The organism is Paenibacillus sp. alder61, assembly GCF_020179875.1.
GTDB classification, from domain to species: Bacteria; Bacillota; Bacilli; order Paenibacillales; family Paenibacillaceae; genus Fontibacillus; species Fontibacillus faecis.
Genome location: NZ_JAIUDG010000015.1, coordinates 137,216 through 154,598 on the forward strand (window position 1 = coordinate 137,216; position 17,383 = coordinate 154,598).

The 17,383-nt window shown below is 53.1% G+C and carries 20 protein-coding genes and 1 pseudogene; 5 read left to right on the forward strand and 16 right to left on the reverse strand.

The features are described 5' to 3' along the window. Positions 1-277 precede the first annotated feature (277 nt). Positions 278-1,762, forward strand: a complete 1,485-nt coding sequence (locus LBW89_RS17245; protein WP_225039640.1) for an Lsa family ABC-F type ribosomal protection protein — start codon at positions 278-280, stop codon at positions 1,760-1,762. 356 nt (positions 1,763-2,118) lie between these two features. On the opposite strand, the gene LBW89_RS17250 is transcribed toward LBW89_RS17245, so the two are convergent. From LBW89_RS17250 to LBW89_RS17310, 13 genes are all read right to left on the reverse strand, one after another. Continuing rightward, on the reverse strand, positions 2,119-3,450 hold the full coding sequence (locus LBW89_RS17250; protein WP_225039642.1) for a pyrimidine-nucleoside phosphorylase: 1,332 nt from the start codon (positions 3,448-3,450) through the stop codon (positions 2,119-2,121). A gap of 19 nt (positions 3,451-3,469) precedes the next feature. Further along, entirely contained in the window at positions 3,470-4,297 is an 828-nt protein-coding gene (locus LBW89_RS17255) for a purine-nucleoside phosphorylase (RefSeq protein WP_213504656.1), read from the reverse strand. An 18-nt stretch (positions 4,298-4,315) separates the two neighbouring features. Further along, positions 4,316-5,503, reverse strand: coding sequence for a phosphopentomutase (gene deoB / locus LBW89_RS17260; RefSeq protein ID WP_225039644.1), 1,188 nt, complete (start codon positions 5,501-5,503; stop codon positions 4,316-4,318). An 84-nt stretch (positions 5,504-5,587) separates the two neighbouring features. Continuing rightward, entirely contained in the window at positions 5,588-6,493 is a 906-nt protein-coding gene (gene xerD / locus LBW89_RS17265; protein ID WP_225039645.1) for a site-specific tyrosine recombinase XerD, read from the reverse strand. 103 nt (positions 6,494-6,596) lie between these two features. Next, positions 6,597-6,833 (reverse strand): DUF4227 family protein, encoded by a 237-nt coding sequence (locus LBW89_RS17270; RefSeq protein WP_148451838.1) that lies wholly within the window; start codon positions 6,831-6,833, stop codon positions 6,597-6,599. Between the two features lie 175 nt (positions 6,834-7,008). Beyond that, a complete protein-coding gene (locus LBW89_RS17275) occupies positions 7,009-7,482 on the reverse strand; it encodes a Fur family transcriptional regulator (RefSeq protein ID WP_148451837.1) in 474 nt (157 codons plus the stop codon). A gap of 114 nt (positions 7,483-7,596) precedes the next feature. Further along, positions 7,597-8,070: a YhcN/YlaJ family sporulation lipoprotein gene (locus LBW89_RS17280; RefSeq protein ID WP_148451836.1), complete on the reverse strand. Its 474-nt coding sequence runs from the start codon at positions 8,068-8,070 to the stop codon at positions 7,597-7,599. A 75-nt stretch (positions 8,071-8,145) separates the two neighbouring features. Beyond that, a complete protein-coding gene (locus LBW89_RS17285) occupies positions 8,146-9,273 on the reverse strand; it encodes an amidase domain-containing protein (RefSeq protein ID WP_225039647.1) in 1,128 nt (375 codons plus the stop codon). Then, on the reverse strand, positions 9,270-9,812 hold the full coding sequence (locus LBW89_RS17290) for a class F sortase (protein WP_225039649.1): 543 nt from the start codon (positions 9,810-9,812) through the stop codon (positions 9,270-9,272). The genes LBW89_RS17285 and LBW89_RS17290 overlap by 4 nt, the downstream gene beginning before the upstream one ends. Positions 9,813-9,946: 134 nt before the next feature. After that, positions 9,947-10,276 carry a hypothetical protein gene (locus tag LBW89_RS17295; protein ID WP_225039651.1) on the reverse strand — a complete coding sequence of 110 codons (330 nt, stop codon included), beginning with the start codon at positions 10,274-10,276 and terminating at the stop codon, positions 9,947-9,949. A gap of 205 nt (positions 10,277-10,481) precedes the next feature. Further along, the gene (spoIIM, locus tag LBW89_RS17300; protein ID WP_148452681.1) at positions 10,482-11,117 is read right to left on the reverse strand and encodes a stage II sporulation protein M; all 636 of its coding nucleotides are present in this window, start codon (positions 11,115-11,117) and stop codon (positions 10,482-10,484) included. Positions 11,118-11,248: 131 nt separating this feature from the next. Then, positions 11,249-12,454 (reverse strand): endonuclease Q family protein, encoded by a 1,206-nt coding sequence (locus LBW89_RS17305; RefSeq protein WP_225039654.1) that lies wholly within the window; start codon positions 12,452-12,454, stop codon positions 11,249-11,251. Then, positions 12,451-13,017: an NUDIX domain-containing protein gene (locus LBW89_RS17310; protein WP_225039656.1), complete on the reverse strand. Its 567-nt coding sequence runs from the start codon at positions 13,015-13,017 to the stop codon at positions 12,451-12,453. The genes LBW89_RS17305 and LBW89_RS17310 overlap by 4 nt, the downstream gene beginning before the upstream one ends. A gap of 81 nt (positions 13,018-13,098) precedes the next feature. On the opposite strand from LBW89_RS17310, the gene mciZ reads away from it, so the two are divergent. Then, positions 13,099-13,239, forward strand: a complete 141-nt coding sequence (gene mciZ / locus LBW89_RS17315; RefSeq protein WP_213504664.1) for a Z-ring formation inhibitor MciZ — start codon at positions 13,099-13,101, stop codon at positions 13,237-13,239. Positions 13,240-13,248: 9 nt separating this feature from the next. Next, entirely contained in the window at positions 13,249-14,310 is a 1,062-nt protein-coding gene (locus LBW89_RS17320) for a hypothetical protein (protein WP_225039657.1), read from the forward strand. A 56-nt stretch (positions 14,311-14,366) separates the two neighbouring features. Here the strand turns inward: LBW89_RS17320 and LBW89_RS17325 are convergent, their stop codons facing one another. Beyond that, positions 14,367-15,503, reverse strand: coding sequence for a M20/M25/M40 family metallo-hydrolase (locus tag LBW89_RS17325; RefSeq protein ID WP_225039659.1), 1,137 nt, complete (start codon positions 15,501-15,503; stop codon positions 14,367-14,369). 82 nt (positions 15,504-15,585) lie between these two features. On the opposite strand from LBW89_RS17325, the gene prli42 reads away from it, so the two are divergent. Then, a complete protein-coding gene (prli42, locus tag LBW89_RS17330; RefSeq protein WP_148451827.1) occupies positions 15,586-15,684 on the forward strand; it encodes a stressosome-associated protein Prli42 in 99 nt (32 codons plus the stop codon). Between the two features lie 10 nt (positions 15,685-15,694). Here prli42 and lipB read toward each other — a convergent pair whose 3' ends face one another. Continuing rightward, entirely contained in the window at positions 15,695-16,372 is a 678-nt protein-coding gene (gene lipB, locus LBW89_RS17335; protein WP_225039661.1) for a lipoyl(octanoyl) transferase LipB, read from the reverse strand. 16 nt (positions 16,373-16,388) lie between these two features. Next, positions 16,389-17,162, reverse strand: a pseudogene (locus tag LBW89_RS17340) (dihydrolipoamide acetyltransferase family protein); the annotation flags it as partial. Here LBW89_RS17340 and LBW89_RS27920 point away from each other — a divergent pair. Continuing rightward, positions 17,116-17,383, forward strand: a 268-nt coding sequence (locus LBW89_RS27920) for a hypothetical protein (RefSeq protein WP_225039663.1), incomplete at its 3' end; no start/stop codon positions are given. The pseudogene LBW89_RS17340 and the gene LBW89_RS27920 overlap by 47 nt on opposite strands.

Genomic DNA, 17,383 nt, shown 5'->3' on the forward strand with positions numbered 1-17,383 from the left:
TCGCGTAGAGGTTGCAGTGTTTAAAAGGTTATGCTACAATTTCGCTAACGCTAAAACGACAGGAGATGAAGAGGATAATGTAAAATTTCTTGCCTTTATTTGGAATAAGACAGATTTGTTTTATTCTATTTCGGCAAGGAAGTTACCTTATTCTCTTCACTCAAAAAATAGATCCTATTCCATCCCCGTTTCCGGGTTGGATTTGCCGTATTTTTTTGAGCTGCAAGAAAGGTGACTTTCTTGCGGCTCATTTTTATTTTGGCAGGAGGATACCGCCATGTCATCAATTAAAGTAACGAACCTGACATTCGCCTATGATGGGAGTTACGATTCGATTTTTGAAAATGTAAGCTTTCAGATCGATACCGACTGGAAATTGGGTTTTACGGGGAGGAACGGCCGGGGCAAGACGACGTTTCTTAACCTGCTGCTGGGCAAATACGAATACAGCGGAACGATTTCCGCCAACGTCGACATGGAATATTTTCCCTTTCACGTCGAAAACAAAGAGTACCATACCGCCGACATCGTCGCCGAGATCTGCCCTGACTATGAATATTGGCAGCTTCTGCGCGAGCTTTCACTGCTAAAAGTGTCGGAAGATGTACTGTACCGGCCGTTTGAATCCTTGTCGCAGGGAGAACAAACGAAGGTGCTGCTGGCGGCTCTGTTTCTGAAAGAGAACCGGTTTCTGCTCATTGACGAGCCGACCAACCATCTGGACCTGCATGCCCGGGAACTGGTCAGCGATTACTTGAGCGGCAAAAGCGGCTTTATCCTGGTGTCGCACGACCGGGCGTTTCTCGATCGCTGCGTCGACCATATTCTTTCGATCAACAAGACCGATATCGAAGTCCAAAAGGGGAATTTCTCCGAATGGTGGGAGAACAAACAACGGCAGGACCATTACGAAATGGCCGGGAACGAGAAACTGAGGAAAGATATCAAGCGGCTGGCCGAAGCGGCTCAGCGGACGAGCAACTGGTCGCACGAAGTGGAAAAAACGAAAAACGGCACCCGTAACTCCGGCTCCAAAGTCGATAAAGGGTACGTCGGTCACAAGGCCGCCAAAATGATGAAAAGGTCCAAGTCCATCGAGCAGAGGCAACGAACCGCCATCGAGGAAAAATCTCAGCTGCTGAGAAATGTGGAAAGCTCGGAAAGCCTGAAAATATCCCAGTTGACGTACCATAAGCACCAACTTGTGGAGCTGGATCGGGTTTCGATTCATTACGGTGAGAAGCAAGTGTGCCGCGACGTCAGTTTTACGATCGAGCAGGGGGATCGCATTGCCCTCTCCGGCCCGAACGGCTCGGGGAAATCCAGCTTGCTTAAGCTCATTTGCGGCGAGGAAATCCCTTACGCGGGGACGCTACGGATCGGAAGCCAATTGAAAATATCTTACGTTTCGCAAGACACATCGCAATTGCGCGGCGATCTGTCGGATTACGCCAGAAGCAACGGCATCGACGAAAGTCTGTTTAAATCGATACTAAGAAAACTCGATTTCTCCCGCCTTCAATTCGACAAGGACATCGCTTCTTACAGCGGAGGGCAGAAGAAAAAGGTGCTCCTCGCAAAAAGTCTCTGCGAACAGGCTCATTTGCATGTCTGGGACGAACCGCTTAATTTTGTTGACGTTATTTCCCGGATGCAAATTGAAGAGCTTCTGCTGGAGCATGCTCCGACGATTCTTTTTGTCGAGCATGACAGCGAGTTTTGCAAAAACATCGCGACTAAAAAGGTGGAGCTGGAGATTTGATAGACTAAAGCCAACCAAGAAACCGTTTTATGCTTGTTAAACCAAAGAAGAATTGGCGTCGGGAAAGGATGTGATAGGGTTTCGAATATACGTTGCCAACATCCACAATTGTAGATATAAAGTCCCGCCGTCGGAGTCTGCATTATTAACGGGAAGAATTCCCTTTAATTCGAACCAAATCATTAGTTGCAGGTCAAGCGTGTGAAATGAACCCCTTACACCGCTGTCTAATATGCAAATCAATAGTTCAACCTATATAGCGACGTATTTAGTCTTTAGCGGCTTGACGGAAAATTAAAAAAGCAGCCGGGAGAAGGATTTATTTCCTTGCTCCCGGCTGCTTTACCATTATCTGGCTAGAACCTGCGCACCCCTTCGGGCGTAATCAAAGCAAATACCAGCGGTCTCCGCGGTACCTTCTCGTCCGTGATCCCGTAGGCTTCTTTCACTTTTCGGCTCGCCTCTTCCAGCCGGTCCCGGAATGGCGGATTGAGATGGAGTACCGCGAGAACTTCGCCGATCTCGACCGGATCGCCGATCTTCTTGCGCAGACTCAGCCCCGCCGCCAAATCGATGACGGAATCTTTCGTCTCCCGGCCTGCGCCCAGCAGCATCGCGGCGACGCCGATTTCCTCCGCCTGGATCGATTCGACAAAACCGCGCTTCTCCGCCTTCACTTCCACGTGAAGCTCGGCCTTCGGCAGCAAGCCCGCGTCTTCGATTTGCCGGGTATCCCCGCCCTGCGCTTCCACCATCATCTTGAGGCGCTCCAGCGCCTCGCCGCTGGCGAGCTTCTCTTGGAGTATGGCCCGCGCAGCCTCCTCATTCTCGGCTTTGCCACCGAGAACAAGCATATGGGACGCGAGGATCAGGCATACTTCCTCCAAATCCTTCGGCCCCTCGCCCCGCAGGGTGGCGATCGCCTCCTCGATTTCGAGGGCGTTCCCGATCGAATAGCCGAGAGGCTGGTCCATATCGCTGATCACCGCGATGGTGCTCCGGCCCACTTGCGTGCCGATATCGACCATCGCCTTCGCCAGACGGATCGAATCGTCCAGCGTTTTCATGAACGCGCCGCTGCCCGTCTTCACGTCCAGCACGATCGCATCGGCACCGGCGGCAATCTTCTTGCTCATGACGGAGCTTGCGATGAGCGGGATGGACTCCACGGTCGCGGTCACGTCCCGCAGGCCGTAAAGTTTCTTGTCCGCCGGCGTCATATTGCCGCTTTGGCCGACCACGGCCAAGCCGATCTCGTTCACCTGGCGGAAAAATTGCTCTTGTCCCAACTCCACGGAGAAGCCGCCGATCGCCTCCAGCTTGTCGATCGTCCCCCCGGTATGTCCGAGGCCTCTTCCCGACATTTTGGCAACGGGCACGCCGGCCGCCGCGACAAGCGGACCGATGACGATCGTCGTCTTGTCCCCCACCCCTCCGGTGGAGTGCTTGTCCACTTTGACGCCGCGGATCGAGCTTAGATCGATCATATCGCCGGAAGATGCCATGTGCATCGTCAAATCGGCGGTTTCGCGCGCGCTCATGCCCTGGTAATAAACGGCCATCGCCCAGGCCGCCATCTGATAATCCGGGATGGCCCCTTCGCTGTAGCCTTTAATCAAAAAGCCGATTTCCTCATGGGTCAGCTCCTGGCCGTCCCTTTTTTTTCGAATCAGGTCAACCGCTCTCATCGGCTCACACCTCCCTAAGCTACATTTGAGGAATAATCGCAAGCACCAGGCTTAAAAACTTCTCCCGTACCCGATCCGTCGTCTCCATCACCTCATCGTGGGACAACGGCTGATCCAAAATGCCGGACGCCATGTTGCTGATGCAGGAAATCCCCAGCACTTCCAGGCCGGCATGTCTTGCCACGATGACTTCGGACACGGTTGACATGCCGACGGCATCTCCCCCCAGCGTCCGGAGCATCCGGATTTCCGCTGGCGTTTCGTATGAGGGTCCCAGCATACCTACATAGACGCCTTCCTGAAGCGGTACCCCCGCTTTTTCCGCTGTATTGCGGGCCAACTCGCGCAGCCTGCGGCTGTAAGCCTGGGACATGTCGGGAAAACGGGGGCCCAATTCGTTATCGTTCTGCCCGATCAGGGGACTTGTGCCGGTCAAATTGATGTGGTCGGAGATCAGCATCAGATCCCCCGGCTGGTAAGAGGTATTGATACCGCCCGCCGCATTGGTCACCAGCAGCTTTTCGACCCCGAGCTCCTTCATGACTCTGACCGGGAACGCGGTAAGTTCGGGACCGTAGCCTTCATACATGTGGAAACGGCCTTTCATAAGGACGACCGGCGCCCCGTTCAAGGTGCCGATCATCAGTTCTCCGGCATGCCCTTCCACCGTCGATTGAGGGAAATAAGGAATATCCGAATACGAAATGCTAACCGCCTCTTCAATATGGTCCGCCAGGACACCGAGTCCCGAACCGAGGATTAGACCGACCTTTGGTAAAATTGTCGTTTTGGAGCGGATAAAATCCGCCGCCTCGCGAATCATGCCAATCGTAAGTACTGTCGCCATCGTTCATCTCTCCCGTTCTTATTTCAATAGTCCCAAAAAACTCTTGCCATGTTCGGTGCCGTAAATGCCGAAATTGTCGGCGATCGTTGCCGCCAGATCGGAATAGGTCGAGCGTACGCCCAAGTCACCAGACGCCGTCAGACCTTTGCCGTACACGAGGATCGGCACGTATTCCCGCGTATGGTCCGTACCCGGATGCGTCGGGTCGTTTCCGTGATCCGCGGTGATAATCAGCAGATCCTTTTCCCCCACCCGCTGCATCAGATCGGGTAACGAAGCGTCGAATTCTTCCAGGGCGCGAGCGTAGCCTTCCGGATCGCGGCGGTGCCCGTAAAGCGAGTCAAAATCGACGAGATTCGTAAACAACAAGCCATGAAACGGCCGTTCCATCAAGCGCAGCGTTTCGTCGATGCCATGACGGTTGCTTTTGGTGGGATAGGATTCCGTAATGCCTTCTCCGGAAAAAATATCGTTGATCTTGCCGACCGAAATGACGTCCTTCCCGGCATGCTTTAGCGCGTTCAGCACGGTCGGTGCCGGAGGAGTAACGGCATAATCGTGCCGGTTGCTCGTCCGCTTAAAGGCTCCCGGCTGACCGACAAAAGGTCTGGCGATCACCCGACCCACCGAATGCTCCGGCTCAAGGGTTAAACGCCGCGCCACTTCGCAGGCCCGGTACAGTTCATCCAAGGGGATGATCTCTTCGTGGGCCGCGATTTGAAATACGCTGTCCGCGGAAGTATAGACGATCCATGCTCCCGTTTTCATATGCTCCTCGCCCAGCTCGTCCAAAATTTCCGTGCCGGAGGCCGGTTTATTCCCGAGGATTTTCCGGCCCGTCTCCTGCTCGAATCTGGCGATCAGATCGCGTGGGAACCCGTTCGGATAAGTCTGGAATGGGGTATCGATTTTAAGCCCCATCAATTCCCAGTGTCCGGTCATCGTGTCTTTCCCCGAAGACACTTCGGCCATTTTGCCGTAATAAGCCGCCGGAGCGTCGACCGGGTTCAGGTGGGGCAATTCCGCGATATTCCCGAGCCCCATGTTTTGCAGATTCGGCAGCTTCGTGCCGGGTACCCGTTCCAGAATGTGACCGAGCGTGTGCGAGCCCTTGTCGCCGAATTCGACGGCGTCCGGCGCTTCCCCGATTCCAACACTGTCCAGGACGATCACCGTGATTTTCTCGAAACGATTCTTATGTTCCATCTTCGTCACTCCTTCAATCTTTGCTGTTAGTTATCCCTGCGGCGGCAAAAACCATTCCCGATTCCTCTCATTCGCTCAGACTCCTCAAGGATTACCCTTTGCCTGAGCCCTGGGATGAAAATGATCGTAGACCGACTTCAGATTCGGCCTCGCCTGGTTCAGGTAGATCTGCAAAGTCGCCATATCGGCATGGCCAAGCATCTCTTGAACGGATCGCACATCCGCACCGCCTTCAAGCAGATGAATCGCAAAAGAATGGCGCAGCGTATGAGGCGTAATCTCTTTAGCGATTCCGGCGTCACGGCTGTACTTCTTAATTACCTTCCAGAATCCCTGCCGGCTCATTTTACCGCCCGTCCGGTTGGGAAACAGGGGGGATTCCGGCCCATTCGGCTCCCAAACGGGGCGTACCTCCTGCAAATACCGGTCCAACCAATCGGCGGTGAACCGTCCAAAAGGGAGCACCCGCTCCTTGCCGGTTTCTCCGGAGCAACGAAGGAACCGGACTTTTGTGTCGATATCGCCAACCTTGAGCGACATCAGCTCGCTGACCCGAACCCCCGTGGCATACAACAGCTCGAGCATTGCCCTGTCCCGAAGGCCTAACGGAGTATCGGTCCGAGGCATGTCCAACAGCTTTTCCGTCTCCTCTACCGTCAGCACCGCGGGAAGATTTCTGTCAAACCTCGGCAATTTTACCGTGATAAAAGGATCTTGGCCAATTATTTTTTCCTGAACCAGGAACTGAAAAAAAGCGCGCAAGGAGACCGAAATCCTCATTATGGTGGCCGGAGCTTTCCCTTGATCCCGCAGTGCCGAAAAATACAGCATGATTCCCGCCCGCGATACCTCGTCCAGTCCCTCGATCCCCCGGCCGCTCAAATAGGCAAGAAACTGTTTTACATCCCTCCGGTAGCTGTCCAGCGTGGAGTCGCTCAAAGCTTTTTGGACCGCCAAATGCGAAATAAAAGAGGCTGCGTACTGCTCCATGGTTTCAGCGCCTCCCTCTCACTTGTCGAATATTGTCTTTTTGTGAACTCCCTCATACTTCAATTCAACATCCCTTTGATTTTTCCCTGCCTGAAGACAGGCTTTATTCGCCAATCCAGAAAAACAGCTTCAGACGTTCCGCCATACGTTCCATCACCGGGGCTTCCAAAGGCTCGAATTGGAACACCTTGATGGCCGAGCCCTCAGGAATCCGATATTTGTCCGGCGGAAACACTTTGCTCTCGAGCATTCCGATAGCTTGATAGATGAAGTAAACAAGTGCCATAAATATTAAAGCATACTTTACGGATGTAAGCCATTTTCGCAGCGAAATGACCATGGCGGTCTCTCCTTTCCATCACCGTCAGCCCGTCCCATTGTAGAGCGGATCGCCTCCGTTTACTACGGGACTTTTGTACAGTATATAGAAAAATATGAACGAATATGAGCCGAAGCCCCATCCGGACGAACAAAAAAAGCTCCTTGCGGCTTGGAACCGTTCGGAGCTTTGCTTATTATGATTTCTTGTTGCCGTTTCCCGGCTCACCGTTCTTATCCTTGCAGCGGTAACAGATACCTTGGAAATCCAGCCGGTGGTCCAGAACCGTAAAGTTGAATTCCTTCTCCAGCCGCTCTTCCAACGGCCCCAGCCAATCTTCGCGGATTTCATCCATGGCGCCGCACTGTACGCAGATTAAATGATGGTGATGGTGCTTGGTCGTATCCGTCCGCAAGTCGTAACGGGCAACCCCGTCCCCAAAGTTGATTTTCTCCACAACATGAAGCTCGCTCAGCAGCTCCAAGGTCCGGTAAACGGTCGCCAAACCGATCTCCGGCGCTTTATCCTTCACCAGCATAAAAACATCTTCCGCGCTAAGGTGGTCATCTTCGTTCTCCAGCAGGACTCGAACTGTGGCTTCTCGTTGGGGTGTCAATTTATACCCGTGGGATTGCAGCTGTTGTTTAATTTTTTCAATCTTTGCTTCCATGTTCTCCCCCCCAGGATCTGCCGCAAGTCGCACTTGAATCGCTTCTATCATTATAGGGGGTCCCAATCAACAAAGTCAAACATTAACTACAGCTGTCTGCCCGGTTGCAGCATTTTAGCGGAATGGAGTCCGCGTCTCTTTTCCGATGTCCAAAATAATAACTCCCACTTCGGTTCCTTCGGCCTGACCCGGTTTCTTACCTGACATTTTAGTGCTTAACTTTTTTATTTTTTGATGAAGTTTTTTATTCGAGGTTACGTGTACAAAGTAACCGGGTTTGCTGCTCTCTACTTTATATCTTACATGATCCTCGACAGTTGCCGTGTGTTCCCCTTCCTTAACGTCAATTCCGATCAATACATCCGGATTGTGAACTAACACCGTTGCTTTACTCACACCCTTTACCTTCATTACTTCATCGGTAATTTTTTTTGTGGCCGGATCGATTGCTGTTTTTTTCTGAACGCTTTGAGCTTTAGGTTTGTTATTGGATTTTGACGATTTGTTTGCTTGGCACCCTGTTCCTGAAAACACCAGCATGACCGCCAGCGTGAGCATCCCTAATCGTTTCATTATGGTCACCGTCATAATTGCTCCTCCTTTTTCGATATTTTGTGTGTTTGTCTCAAATATATACCGTTGCTAAATTAACCGGCATGGAGCCTAGTCCTTAATGTGAATTAGTACATATTTGGTATAACGATCCCATCCGAGATCGAAAGGCACCTGATAGCGATCCGCCGTATGCGAATTGACAAGCGGATACCCGTTCGGATCAAAACCGACAAGTATCGAAAAATGGTCGATGTCGTTGCCCTGGATGATATATCCGATTAAATCTCCGGGCTGGAGCCTGGCAATCGCTCCATTTGGATGTTCCTTCGTCGGCGTTGCAATATGTTGAAAATCTCCTTTAGCGATCATTTTCCCATACCCGCTGTAGATGAGAAATTTCCCTAGCGAGTCCGTCCTGACCCAATGCTGGGTGCCGCCATAGCCTTTGCTGTAATTCCACTGTTTCGTCATCGGCAGCCCCCCTCCCTCTTTGTCGCCAAGAACTTGGGAAGAAAAGTTGGTGCAATCCCCTCCATGATAGGTGTAATCCTTATAATTGGGGTTGTACCTGCGGTTATTTCCGGCTCCCCAGGCTATGCCCGCGTACTTATTTGCGTAGGCTACAGCCTGTTCCCTTTTAAATTTTTTGCCGTCGGTTACATTTCCCGTGATCTTGATGGAAGGAAGGGCTCCTTCAGCAATTTTTTTGGGATTCTCATCCAACGGATCCAAATACCATTCCCGTGAAACCATCCATTTGCCGTTAACAAGTTTTAATGTAAGGAAATGGCGGGTTCCAATGCCGAAGGAATGGGTTGGAATTTCCTTGTTCGGGTAGTCATAGCTTACCTTTAAGGACTGAACTAAAGAAACCGTAGCCCGGTCGTCTTTCACTTTTATTCGCACGATCTTGATTTCACTTTTCGCATCCACTAATTTGAGAGATCTTTTGTTCGCCCAAGCATTGATGTAATCCATTCGTCTTATTTCGTTCTTTAACGCATTACTGCTCTGCTTATCGGTTAAGTAATAATCATCAAAAGCACGTTCATTCTGATGAATTAAGGCCGTTGCCCTTATGTCGTACAGCCGCTTTAAAAAAGATTCAATATGCGCTTCAGTCTGATTTTCTTCATACGCCTTTGTCTTATTTTGTTCGGAGTAGGCAATCCCGCTCCAAAAACAAGCCACTGTGAGAATAGCGGCACACCACATGGTTTTTATGACTTTAATCATTTCACACCATCCAATTTAGCGAAAATAACCAGCCGTTCTTCATGTTCCTTTTTTTTACGACTATATCTCCCGGTGCAAGTTATCAAGTTCAATTTGTATCCGGAAGATGGTCCGAATACCCGCTCAATGGGAGCTTCGGAAGTTTTGAATGCCTCAACGGATTCGACTCGATAAGTCATTGATTGGTCTGAATGTTGATTACGGACAATAATGGCGTCACCAGGACTCAATTTTTTCAGGTTAAAGAAAACAGCCGGGCCCGTGTAGCTATCTACATGACCATCCATCACCATATTTCCCCGTTCACCGGCCACTACGCCCGGGTATAGAATCCCTACGGATTCAGTATCTTTCGGTACGTCCATTTGCCCGTTATCCAGAACACCAACCGGAATGACTTTTGCGGAAACTTTGATCGCCGGAATAATCAATTGCGTGGGAGAAAAAGGCTGAATGGTTTCAACATGAATATCCTGCCTATTTTTTATCGGGTCGCTTTTTCTTTGGAGACGAACCTGCGGCTCTTTAACTTCCGCCAAATTTTGATTTTTTCCTTTATCATGACAGGCCGAGCAAAACAAGATTGAAATAATGATTAAACACAGCGTCGGCAATTTGATGGGTATCCGTTTCATGCTAAGAAAGAAAGAGGGTGCTCCCCTCTTTCATCCCCCTATTCTGTTTGTTCGCTCGCGCCACCGAAACCGGATTTCGGCATTTCAGTCGCTTTTGTTCTGATGCTCTTGGTCTTCATACTTTTGGCTTTCACGCCTTTGCTTCCGCTCTTCATGCCTTTACTTCCGCTCTTTCCTGCGCCATCCGATTTTGTTTTGATTCCTGATTCGCGAATGGACTTAGCACGAATCTTCTTCTCTTCATGTTTCTTTACTTTGTGCTCATGAACCTTGTGCTGTTGTTTTTCGTTCACGGGTGCTGCGCTGACAGCCGATACGGAAGAAAGCAGCAAGCAAGAAGACAAAACGGCGATCGATAACTTCTTCATATTCATCCTCCTAAGGTTTATTTTCCCCAGAAGGTATGGTTTCCAATTGTCCGTACGACAAAACTGGGAATTTTTTAAAGCCTTCTCCTTCCGCTCCAACAGAAGTCCCGCTGTATTTTCAAGTGAGTGATCAACATGAAAAAAGGCCCTGCATTTTATGCAGGGCCTTCCTTAAAGGCAATCTCTAAAATCAGTTACTATTGCTTTATAGGCTATTTTGAGCAATTAACGGAGTGACCCAAGTCATCATGACCGGCGTAACCCAGGTTTCAAAAGAAGACACCGCCATGAGGACGAGAGCCATAGCCACCGTCAACCCGGTGTAGGACAAGAAAGGCCGGGCGGCGGTGCCTTTGCGGTTCAACAGCACCCGGCTGCGGATAATCCCCAGCGAGAAGCTGACAGCCGCCACGCTCGCTATCAGAAGCGCCGGAATGACGACCAAATTGTGCGGAGCGATCGACACGAGCGCAAACAGCAGCCCCTTCCAGGTGAATTGCCCCACGAGACAGCCGACGGTAAATCCGATCAGGACGCCTTTAAGAAAATCCAGAATCAGGATGCCGGGCAAGCCGATAACGGACAAGCCGAGCAGCCAGATCAGGCCGAGCCACTTGAGATGAAGCGCCGCAACTTCCCAGTAGGTCAACGGCTGAAAACTCTCTCCGCCTTCATTTACGGAGATGAAGAAATCGCCCAAATACCTGGACAGATCCTGCTGCTGCTCCAGCGTCAGCGCATTGACCATTAAGGCTCCGAATACGACGCCCATCAGAAAAAGCACGGCGACAAACACGTACAAAGGGGTCTGGTCTTTTAAAGTATGACGAAACGGCTCCAGCATAGGCGGCCCTCCAAGCTTGTTCATCTTAGTTCCGGCGAAAAACCAGCAGCTTTTCTTGATTTCGCTTATTTTCTAAGGTATGAACAAGCTCAGCCGCATATGCCAGTCTTAAGCCCGTAGAAGGAACCTCACGGCTTGGATACTCTGCCGTACTTGCCGCCGCCTCCGGATTCCAGCTGGAGCGTTCCGCTGCGGGCCGCGGCGATTTTGCCCGCAAGCTCGGCTCCCACTACGTCCGCCAGATCCTGTTCGGGTACCCGGTGCAGAATGTTCATTTCCGTTCCGAAAGTGCGGAGCAGGAGCTCATGTTTTGCCGGACCGAGCCCCGGTATAAACTCCAGCGGGATCTGGTAGTGATAGTCCGGGCGATGGGCGGGCACCCGCGGCTCCGTCCGATCGGCGATCGAGACGATCCGGTCCAGTACGCCGCGAACCAGCTTGGGACTTCCGCAGTAGGGGCAGCGCTCCACGGTCGCTTCGGTTTCTTCGACGATAAAGCTGCAGCCCGAACAGTACGTCCGATGATATTTCCCCAGCCGGGGGTTCAAGCCATAATTGCCCGCTACCCTCCTTCCCTCGGTTCTCTGCAGGGCTTTCTCGAACTCCCGGTAATTCGGCTCGCGCAGAATCAATTCGTTATACTCCCGCCCGATTTTTCCCAGGGAGTGCGCGTCCGAGTTGGTCAGGATCGTGTACGGATCGAGTTCGCTGATCCATCCGGCCATCTCGCTGTCGGCGCTGAGTCCCAGCTCCACCGCGCTGATCAGCTTCGGATCGAGCACGTCCGCCATACGCGGGGCGCAACTGCCGTAAATGCTTCGGTGGGGCGTGAAAATATGCGCCGGAATAACCATTCCCCCGCGGGCATACACCTCCTCCTGCAAAGTCCGCGCAGGGGCGTAAACGCGCTGGGAGCTCAGGTTGACGTTTTTCATTCGCTTCTCCAACCAACCCGTGAACGAGCGGATCGTCGAAAAATCCGGGAAGAAGGCGAGCAAATGGGCCGGACCCATGCCCGGTTCCCGGATTTCCAGTTCGCTGCCCAGCAATAAAGTCGTCTCTTTATAAGCAATTCCGCCATCGGGCAATTCTCGCATTTCCCCTTGCTTCAGGCTGGCTTCAATGTCTTCCTGTACCCCGGGGGAATGGCAGTCGATAATGCCCACAAGCTGAATGCCTTTTCGTTCGGCCGCCTCTTTCGCGATATTGGCGAAGGTGAGGTCCCGGCTGCCGCTGATTTTTACGGGCGCGCCCTTTCCGGTTCTTCCGATATGGATATGCAGGTCCGCGAAAAAAGAGGATAATCCGCCGTTGGACGACTGTTCCCGCTTCATTTTCCCGTCTCCCGCGACCCGATCAACTGGAGCCGCCAAATGTAAGCCGCGAGGATCGTCTTGGCGTCGGAGATTCGGCCTTCTTCGATATACCGCTGCACTTCCTCATAATTCGCCTCAATGACTTCCAGGAACTCATCTTCATCCAGCGCCATGTCCCCTGCCGTTAATTCCTCCGCCAAATAGAGGTGGATGATTTCATCGGCAAATCCCGGCGACGTGTAAAAAGAATGCAGAAGCGTTATTTTGGCGCATTGATAGCCCGTTTCTTCCCGAAGCTCCCGGCGGGCGGCCTCCATGGGGTCTTCCCCCGCCTCCAGCTTGCCCGCGGGGATTTCCAGTTCACAGCGTCCCAACGCCTGCCGATACTGGTCGACCAGCAGAAGGCGTCCGTCCTTCACCGCCAAAACGGCAACGGCCCCCGGATGACGGATGATTTCCCGCGTTCCCGTGGAACCGTCCGGGAGCTCTACGGTATCGATTTGCAAAGAAATTACTTTTCCGCTGAATATCGGCTTGGTGGTGATCGTTTTCTCGGTCAATTTTGGATTCGAATTTGTCACTTTAAAACTCCCCCTGTCATAACTTGTCCCTTGCGAACATATGGTGTTATTATACCAAACCCGTAAAAAAGGAGTATGGCGATGAAAAGCTACTTTTCCGTAAACAGGATGTGTTTCCAGGGCAAAGCCTGGCAGATCCGGATTCTTCTGTCCCAATGGAAGAAAGAGGCCGGAGCATCGACGACGGTGGCTGACCTCCTCCACCGCTGCGCCTGCAGATAGGAGAAGACGATGGATAAACAGACGAAAAACTTGGATAGCAATCGATGGACGTTTCTCCCCCCGGCGGAACCGGAAGGCGTGGAGCTGGATTCCGACGCAGAAGCGGAACTGCTGAAGCAAGGAGCCCTTCTCGGGTCATACGGCGCTTCCGACGCCGATATGGCCGAATCCCTGGCCGAATCCTTGAAGCACCTGAACCTGTCGCCTGACGAGGCAAACGGGGTGCTGTTCCGGACCCTGGTGCGGCTCGGCGCCTACCGCCACGCTCTGGATCGCTGCATCGCTTCGGTCCCTCCGGCGGAAGAAATGTTTCGGATGTATCTCCGCTGTTTGTTTCACTGCGGGGAGCCGAGGCGAGCCCTGGAAGAAATAGGCGTCCGAAAAGAACAGATGTCCGATCGTTCGGAAAGCGAAGCCTTTTGGGCCCAGCTCGAACGCCTTGAACTGCTCGCCCGACTGACCCTGGATGAGAAGGGAGAAGAAATCTCGGCGGAGCCCCGTAGTCTGCAGGAAACCATCACAGTGATACGCCTTGCGGTCGAATACGGACAGATTGCCGTCGCGACAAAGCTGGCTGCTGCCGGCACGGCTCATGCCAAGCCACCCCAAACAAGCGACCCGCATCTAGCCTGCGCACTGATCCGCGCGCTTTATGCGGAGGGATATCTGGACCTGGCGAAAGAACAACTCGCCCGGTTAGGCCACGGTTTTCTCCGGGACAATCGGTCGCCTTTCCGTGAAACCGCCTATATTTATGGAGAGATGCTTCATGACGACGGACTTTATGATGAGGCTGCCGCCATTTTCGAAAGTTTAGCCGCCACCTGCCCCGATATGGCCGAAGCGCGATTTGCCGCCGGCTCCTGTTATCTGCAAGCCGCCCTATCCCGTCTGGCCGGCCGTATTTCGCTGTACCGTCCGGACGAGACGGAGCGGGCCAAAATCGATAAGCATCTGAACGAGCTGAACCAGGCGCTCGAAATCATCTCGACGGTACCGTGGCACACGGAATGGACCTATGCGCAGCGGCGCAATTTTCCCCGGAAAGACGACGATCACCGTCCCCATTGAAAAATGAAACAGCCGCCGGGTCCGAAATCATGCATCCCCTGGCGGCTGTTTCCGATTTACTTTTTGCTTAAGGATTGGTTGACGATTTCCAGAGCGTATTCCGCGACTTTGACGAGATCCTCGCTCTTGATTCGTTCCGCGGTGGTGTGGATATCCTCATAGCCGACAGCCAGATTGACGGTGGGAATCCCTAGGCCGTTGAATACGTTGGCGTCACTGCCCCCGCCCGACATAAACGTGTGTCCCGACATCCCCAATCGCTGTGCGGCTTTTTTCGCCAACACCACAACTTCCTCGTCCTCTTCAAAATGAAACGCCGGATAGGCCAGATTGCTGCGGAATTCATAGCGGGTTCCATATTCGCCGCAGACCGCTTTCACCGCTTCCTCCATGCTTTCGATCTGCCGGTTGATCTTCTCCAATGAAGTGCTGCGCGCTTCGGCATACAGAACGACATGATCCGGCACAATGTTCGTCTCCCCGCCGCCCACAAACTTGCCGATGTTCGCGGTCGTCGTTTCGTCGATCCGTCCGAGCTTCATCCGGGCGATCGCTTTGCCCGCGACCTGAATCGCGCTGATGCCGTCCTCCGGATTTACGCCCGCATGGGCCGATTTGCCGAGGATTTCGATTTCGATTTCGGCCCGGGTCGGCGCCGCGATGCAGATCGTTCCGACTTCCCCGTTCGAATCGATGGCGAAGCCGTACTGAGCGTCCAGGAGACCGGGCTGCATCGCTCTGGATCCGGCCAAGGCCGACTCTTCGCCGGCGGTGATCACAAACTGGATCTGGCCATGCGGCAGATTGTTTTCACGCAGCACCTGTATGACTTCCAACAATGCGGCAACGCCCGCTTTGTCGTCGGAGCCGAGGATCGTCGTGCCGTCGCTGCGGATATAGCCGTCGTCTCCGACGACAGGTTTGATCCCTTTCCCGGGAACGACCGTATCCATATGACAGGTGAACAAGAACGGACGAACCTGAGACGTGGACGCATCGCTAGGCTTCAAGGTAGCCACCAGATTTCCAGCCGCATGGCCGGTGCGGGCCGCCGAATCATCCTCGACGACCGTTAACCCGAGCTCGGTAAACTTGGCCTTCAGGAAATCGGCGATTTTCCGTTCGTGTTTGGTTTCGCTGTCGATTTGAACGAGCTCCAGAAATTGCTGAATGAGCCTTTCTCTATTGATCACTGGACTTTCCTCGCTTTCGTATTTACGATAATATAATTAGGAATGCTCTAAATTTATGTCCGTGAAGGAGATTTTTTGCGCTATGAAAAATAAATGGTTCAAAATCGTCGTATACGTCATGCTGTTTTCCATGCTCGCTTCTACGCTGATCGCTTTGTTGGAGCCGCTGTTCATTCGCTGATGTTAAGGGCTCACATCTCCCCCGTATACCCGAACAGCTCGGTAAAATACGGCACGATTTCACGTGCCGTTTCTTCGACATCGTAACTGCGCCCGGTTACATCCTCAAGCGAAGTGACGCCATACTCCTGAATGCCGCAAGGAATAATGCCCCGGAACCCCTCCCGGCCAATCCCCGCCTTGACGTTAAGCGCAAAACCGTGGCTCGTGACAAACCCTTTGCGCTGGCGGCATTTATTGAATTTCACGCCGATCGCGCAGATCTTTTCGTCACCTACCCATACCCCGGTGTACTCCGGTTTCCGGGAGCCTTCGATCCCGCAGCTCCCCAGGTAATTGATAATCACCTGCTCCAGATTGCGCAAGTACCCGTGCAAATCCAGACCTTTTCCGCCTTCAAGATACAGAAGAGGGTAGCCGACCAACTGACCGGGGCCATGATATGTAATATCCCCGCCGCGGTCGATTTCAAACAGGGCGATGCCCTGTTCGCGCAGCTGCTCGGGACCGAGCAGGAGATGCTCGGGGTGCCGCTGCGAGCCGATCGTATAAGTCGGCGGATGCTGAAGAAGCAGCAGGTGTTCCCCCTGCTGCTGTTCATCGATGGCCCGGACAAGCTGTTTTTGCTTGTCCCAAGCCTCTCCGTATTCCATCTCCTGAATGTAAGAAATATGCAAGGATCTCGTCATTGCCGCCGCCTCCAAATCAATAGACTTGCGTATCGAGCGAATAACTTTCCATATTGTCTTTGACGCGCTGCATAAATCTTCCGCAAATCACGCCGTCCAGAATCCGGTGATCGAGCGACAGGCACAGATTGGCCATCGAACGGACCGCGATCATATCGTTGATCACAACCGGCTTCTTCACGATGGACTCGAAAGTCAAAATCGCCGCCTGCGGATAGTTGATAATCGGCTGGGTCAGAATCGAGCCGAAGGAGCCCGTATTGTTTACCGTAAAAGTGCCGCCCTGCATGTCGTCGAGCTTCAACTTGCCGGCGCGCACTTTGGTCGCCAATTCGTCGATTTCCCGGGCCAGGCCGGCGATGTTCTTCTGATCGGCCTTCTTGATGACCGGGGTCAGGACCGAATCCTCGGTGCCGACGGCCAGGGAGATGTTGATATCGCGTTTGACGATGATTTTGTCGACGGCCCACACCGAGTTCATGATCGGATAGTCCTTGATCGCGCTCACGACCGCTTTGAGCAGGAAGGCCAGATAAGTCAAGTTGACCCCTTCCTTACGCTTGAACTCGTCCTTGATTTTGTTGCGGAGCTGGACAAGGTTTGTCACGTCCACCTCAATCATCATCCAGCCGTGCGGAATTTCCGACACGCTTTGGCGCATCCGGGTCGCAATCGTATTGCGGATCGGGGTGACGTCGATGAAATATTCAGACCGGTCCCCGCCCTCGACTTCGATCGTCGGGATGCGCGGCGTTTCGGTCAAATGCAGGCCGGAATGGCGCACCGGTTCGGAAGCCGCCCGGCTCAGATCCGCGGCGACCGGAATCGCCGGCGGCGCAGCGGGCTGGCTGACGGCCGCAGGCTGCGTCGGCGCCTGTACCGATGGCTGCGTCGGCGCCTGTACCGATGGCTGCGTCGGCGCCTGTACCGATGGCTGCGTCGGCGCCTGTACCGATGGCTGCGTCGGCGCCTGTACCGATGGCTGCGTCGGCGCCTGTACCGATGGCTGCG

Excerpts from the sequence above, each read along its gene's own strand:
- LBW89_RS17245 (WP_225039640.1), top strand. The coding sequence starts at position 278 with ATGTCATCAATTAAAGTAACGAACCTGACATTCGCCTATGATGGGAGT.
- LBW89_RS17250 (WP_225039642.1), bottom strand. The coding sequence starts at position 3,450 with ATGAGAGCGGTTGACCTGATTCGAAAAAAAAGGGACGGCCAGGAGCTG.
- LBW89_RS17255 (WP_213504656.1), bottom strand. The coding sequence starts at position 4,297 with ATGGCGACAGTACTTACGATTGGCATGATTCGCGAGGCGGCGGATTTT.
- deoB (WP_225039644.1), bottom strand. The coding sequence starts at position 5,503 with ATGGAACATAAGAATCGTTTCGAGAAAATCACGGTGATCGTCCTGGAC.
- xerD (WP_225039645.1), bottom strand. The coding sequence starts at position 6,493 with ATGGAGCAGTACGCAGCCTCTTTTATTTCGCATTTGGCGGTCCAAAAA.
- LBW89_RS17270 (WP_148451838.1), bottom strand. The coding sequence starts at position 6,833 with ATGGTCATTTCGCTGCGAAAATGGCTTACATCCGTAAAGTATGCTTTA.
- LBW89_RS17275 (WP_148451837.1), bottom strand. The coding sequence starts at position 7,482 with ATGGAAGCAAAGATTGAAAAAATTAAACAACAGCTGCAATCCCACGGG.
- LBW89_RS17280 (WP_148451836.1), bottom strand. The coding sequence starts at position 8,070 with ATGACGGTGACCATAATGAAACGATTAGGGATGCTCACGCTGGCGGTC.
- LBW89_RS17285 (WP_225039647.1), bottom strand. The coding sequence starts at position 9,273 with ATGATTAAAGTCATAAAAACCATGTGGTGTGCCGCTATTCTCACAGTG.
- LBW89_RS17295 (WP_225039651.1), bottom strand. The coding sequence starts at position 10,276 with ATGAAGAAGTTATCGATCGCCGTTTTGTCTTCTTGCTTGCTGCTTTCT.
- LBW89_RS17305 (WP_225039654.1), bottom strand. The coding sequence starts at position 12,454 with ATGAAGCGGGAACAGTCGTCCAACGGCGGATTATCCTCTTTTTTCGCG.
- mciZ (WP_213504664.1), top strand. The coding sequence starts at position 13,099 with ATGAAAAGCTACTTTTCCGTAAACAGGATGTGTTTCCAGGGCAAAGCC.
- LBW89_RS17320 (WP_225039657.1), top strand. The coding sequence starts at position 13,249 with ATGGATAAACAGACGAAAAACTTGGATAGCAATCGATGGACGTTTCTC.
- prli42 (WP_148451827.1), top strand. The coding sequence starts at position 15,586 with ATGAAAAATAAATGGTTCAAAATCGTCGTATACGTCATGCTGTTTTCC.
- lipB (WP_225039661.1), bottom strand. The coding sequence starts at position 16,372 with ATGACGAGATCCTTGCATATTTCTTACATTCAGGAGATGGAATACGGA.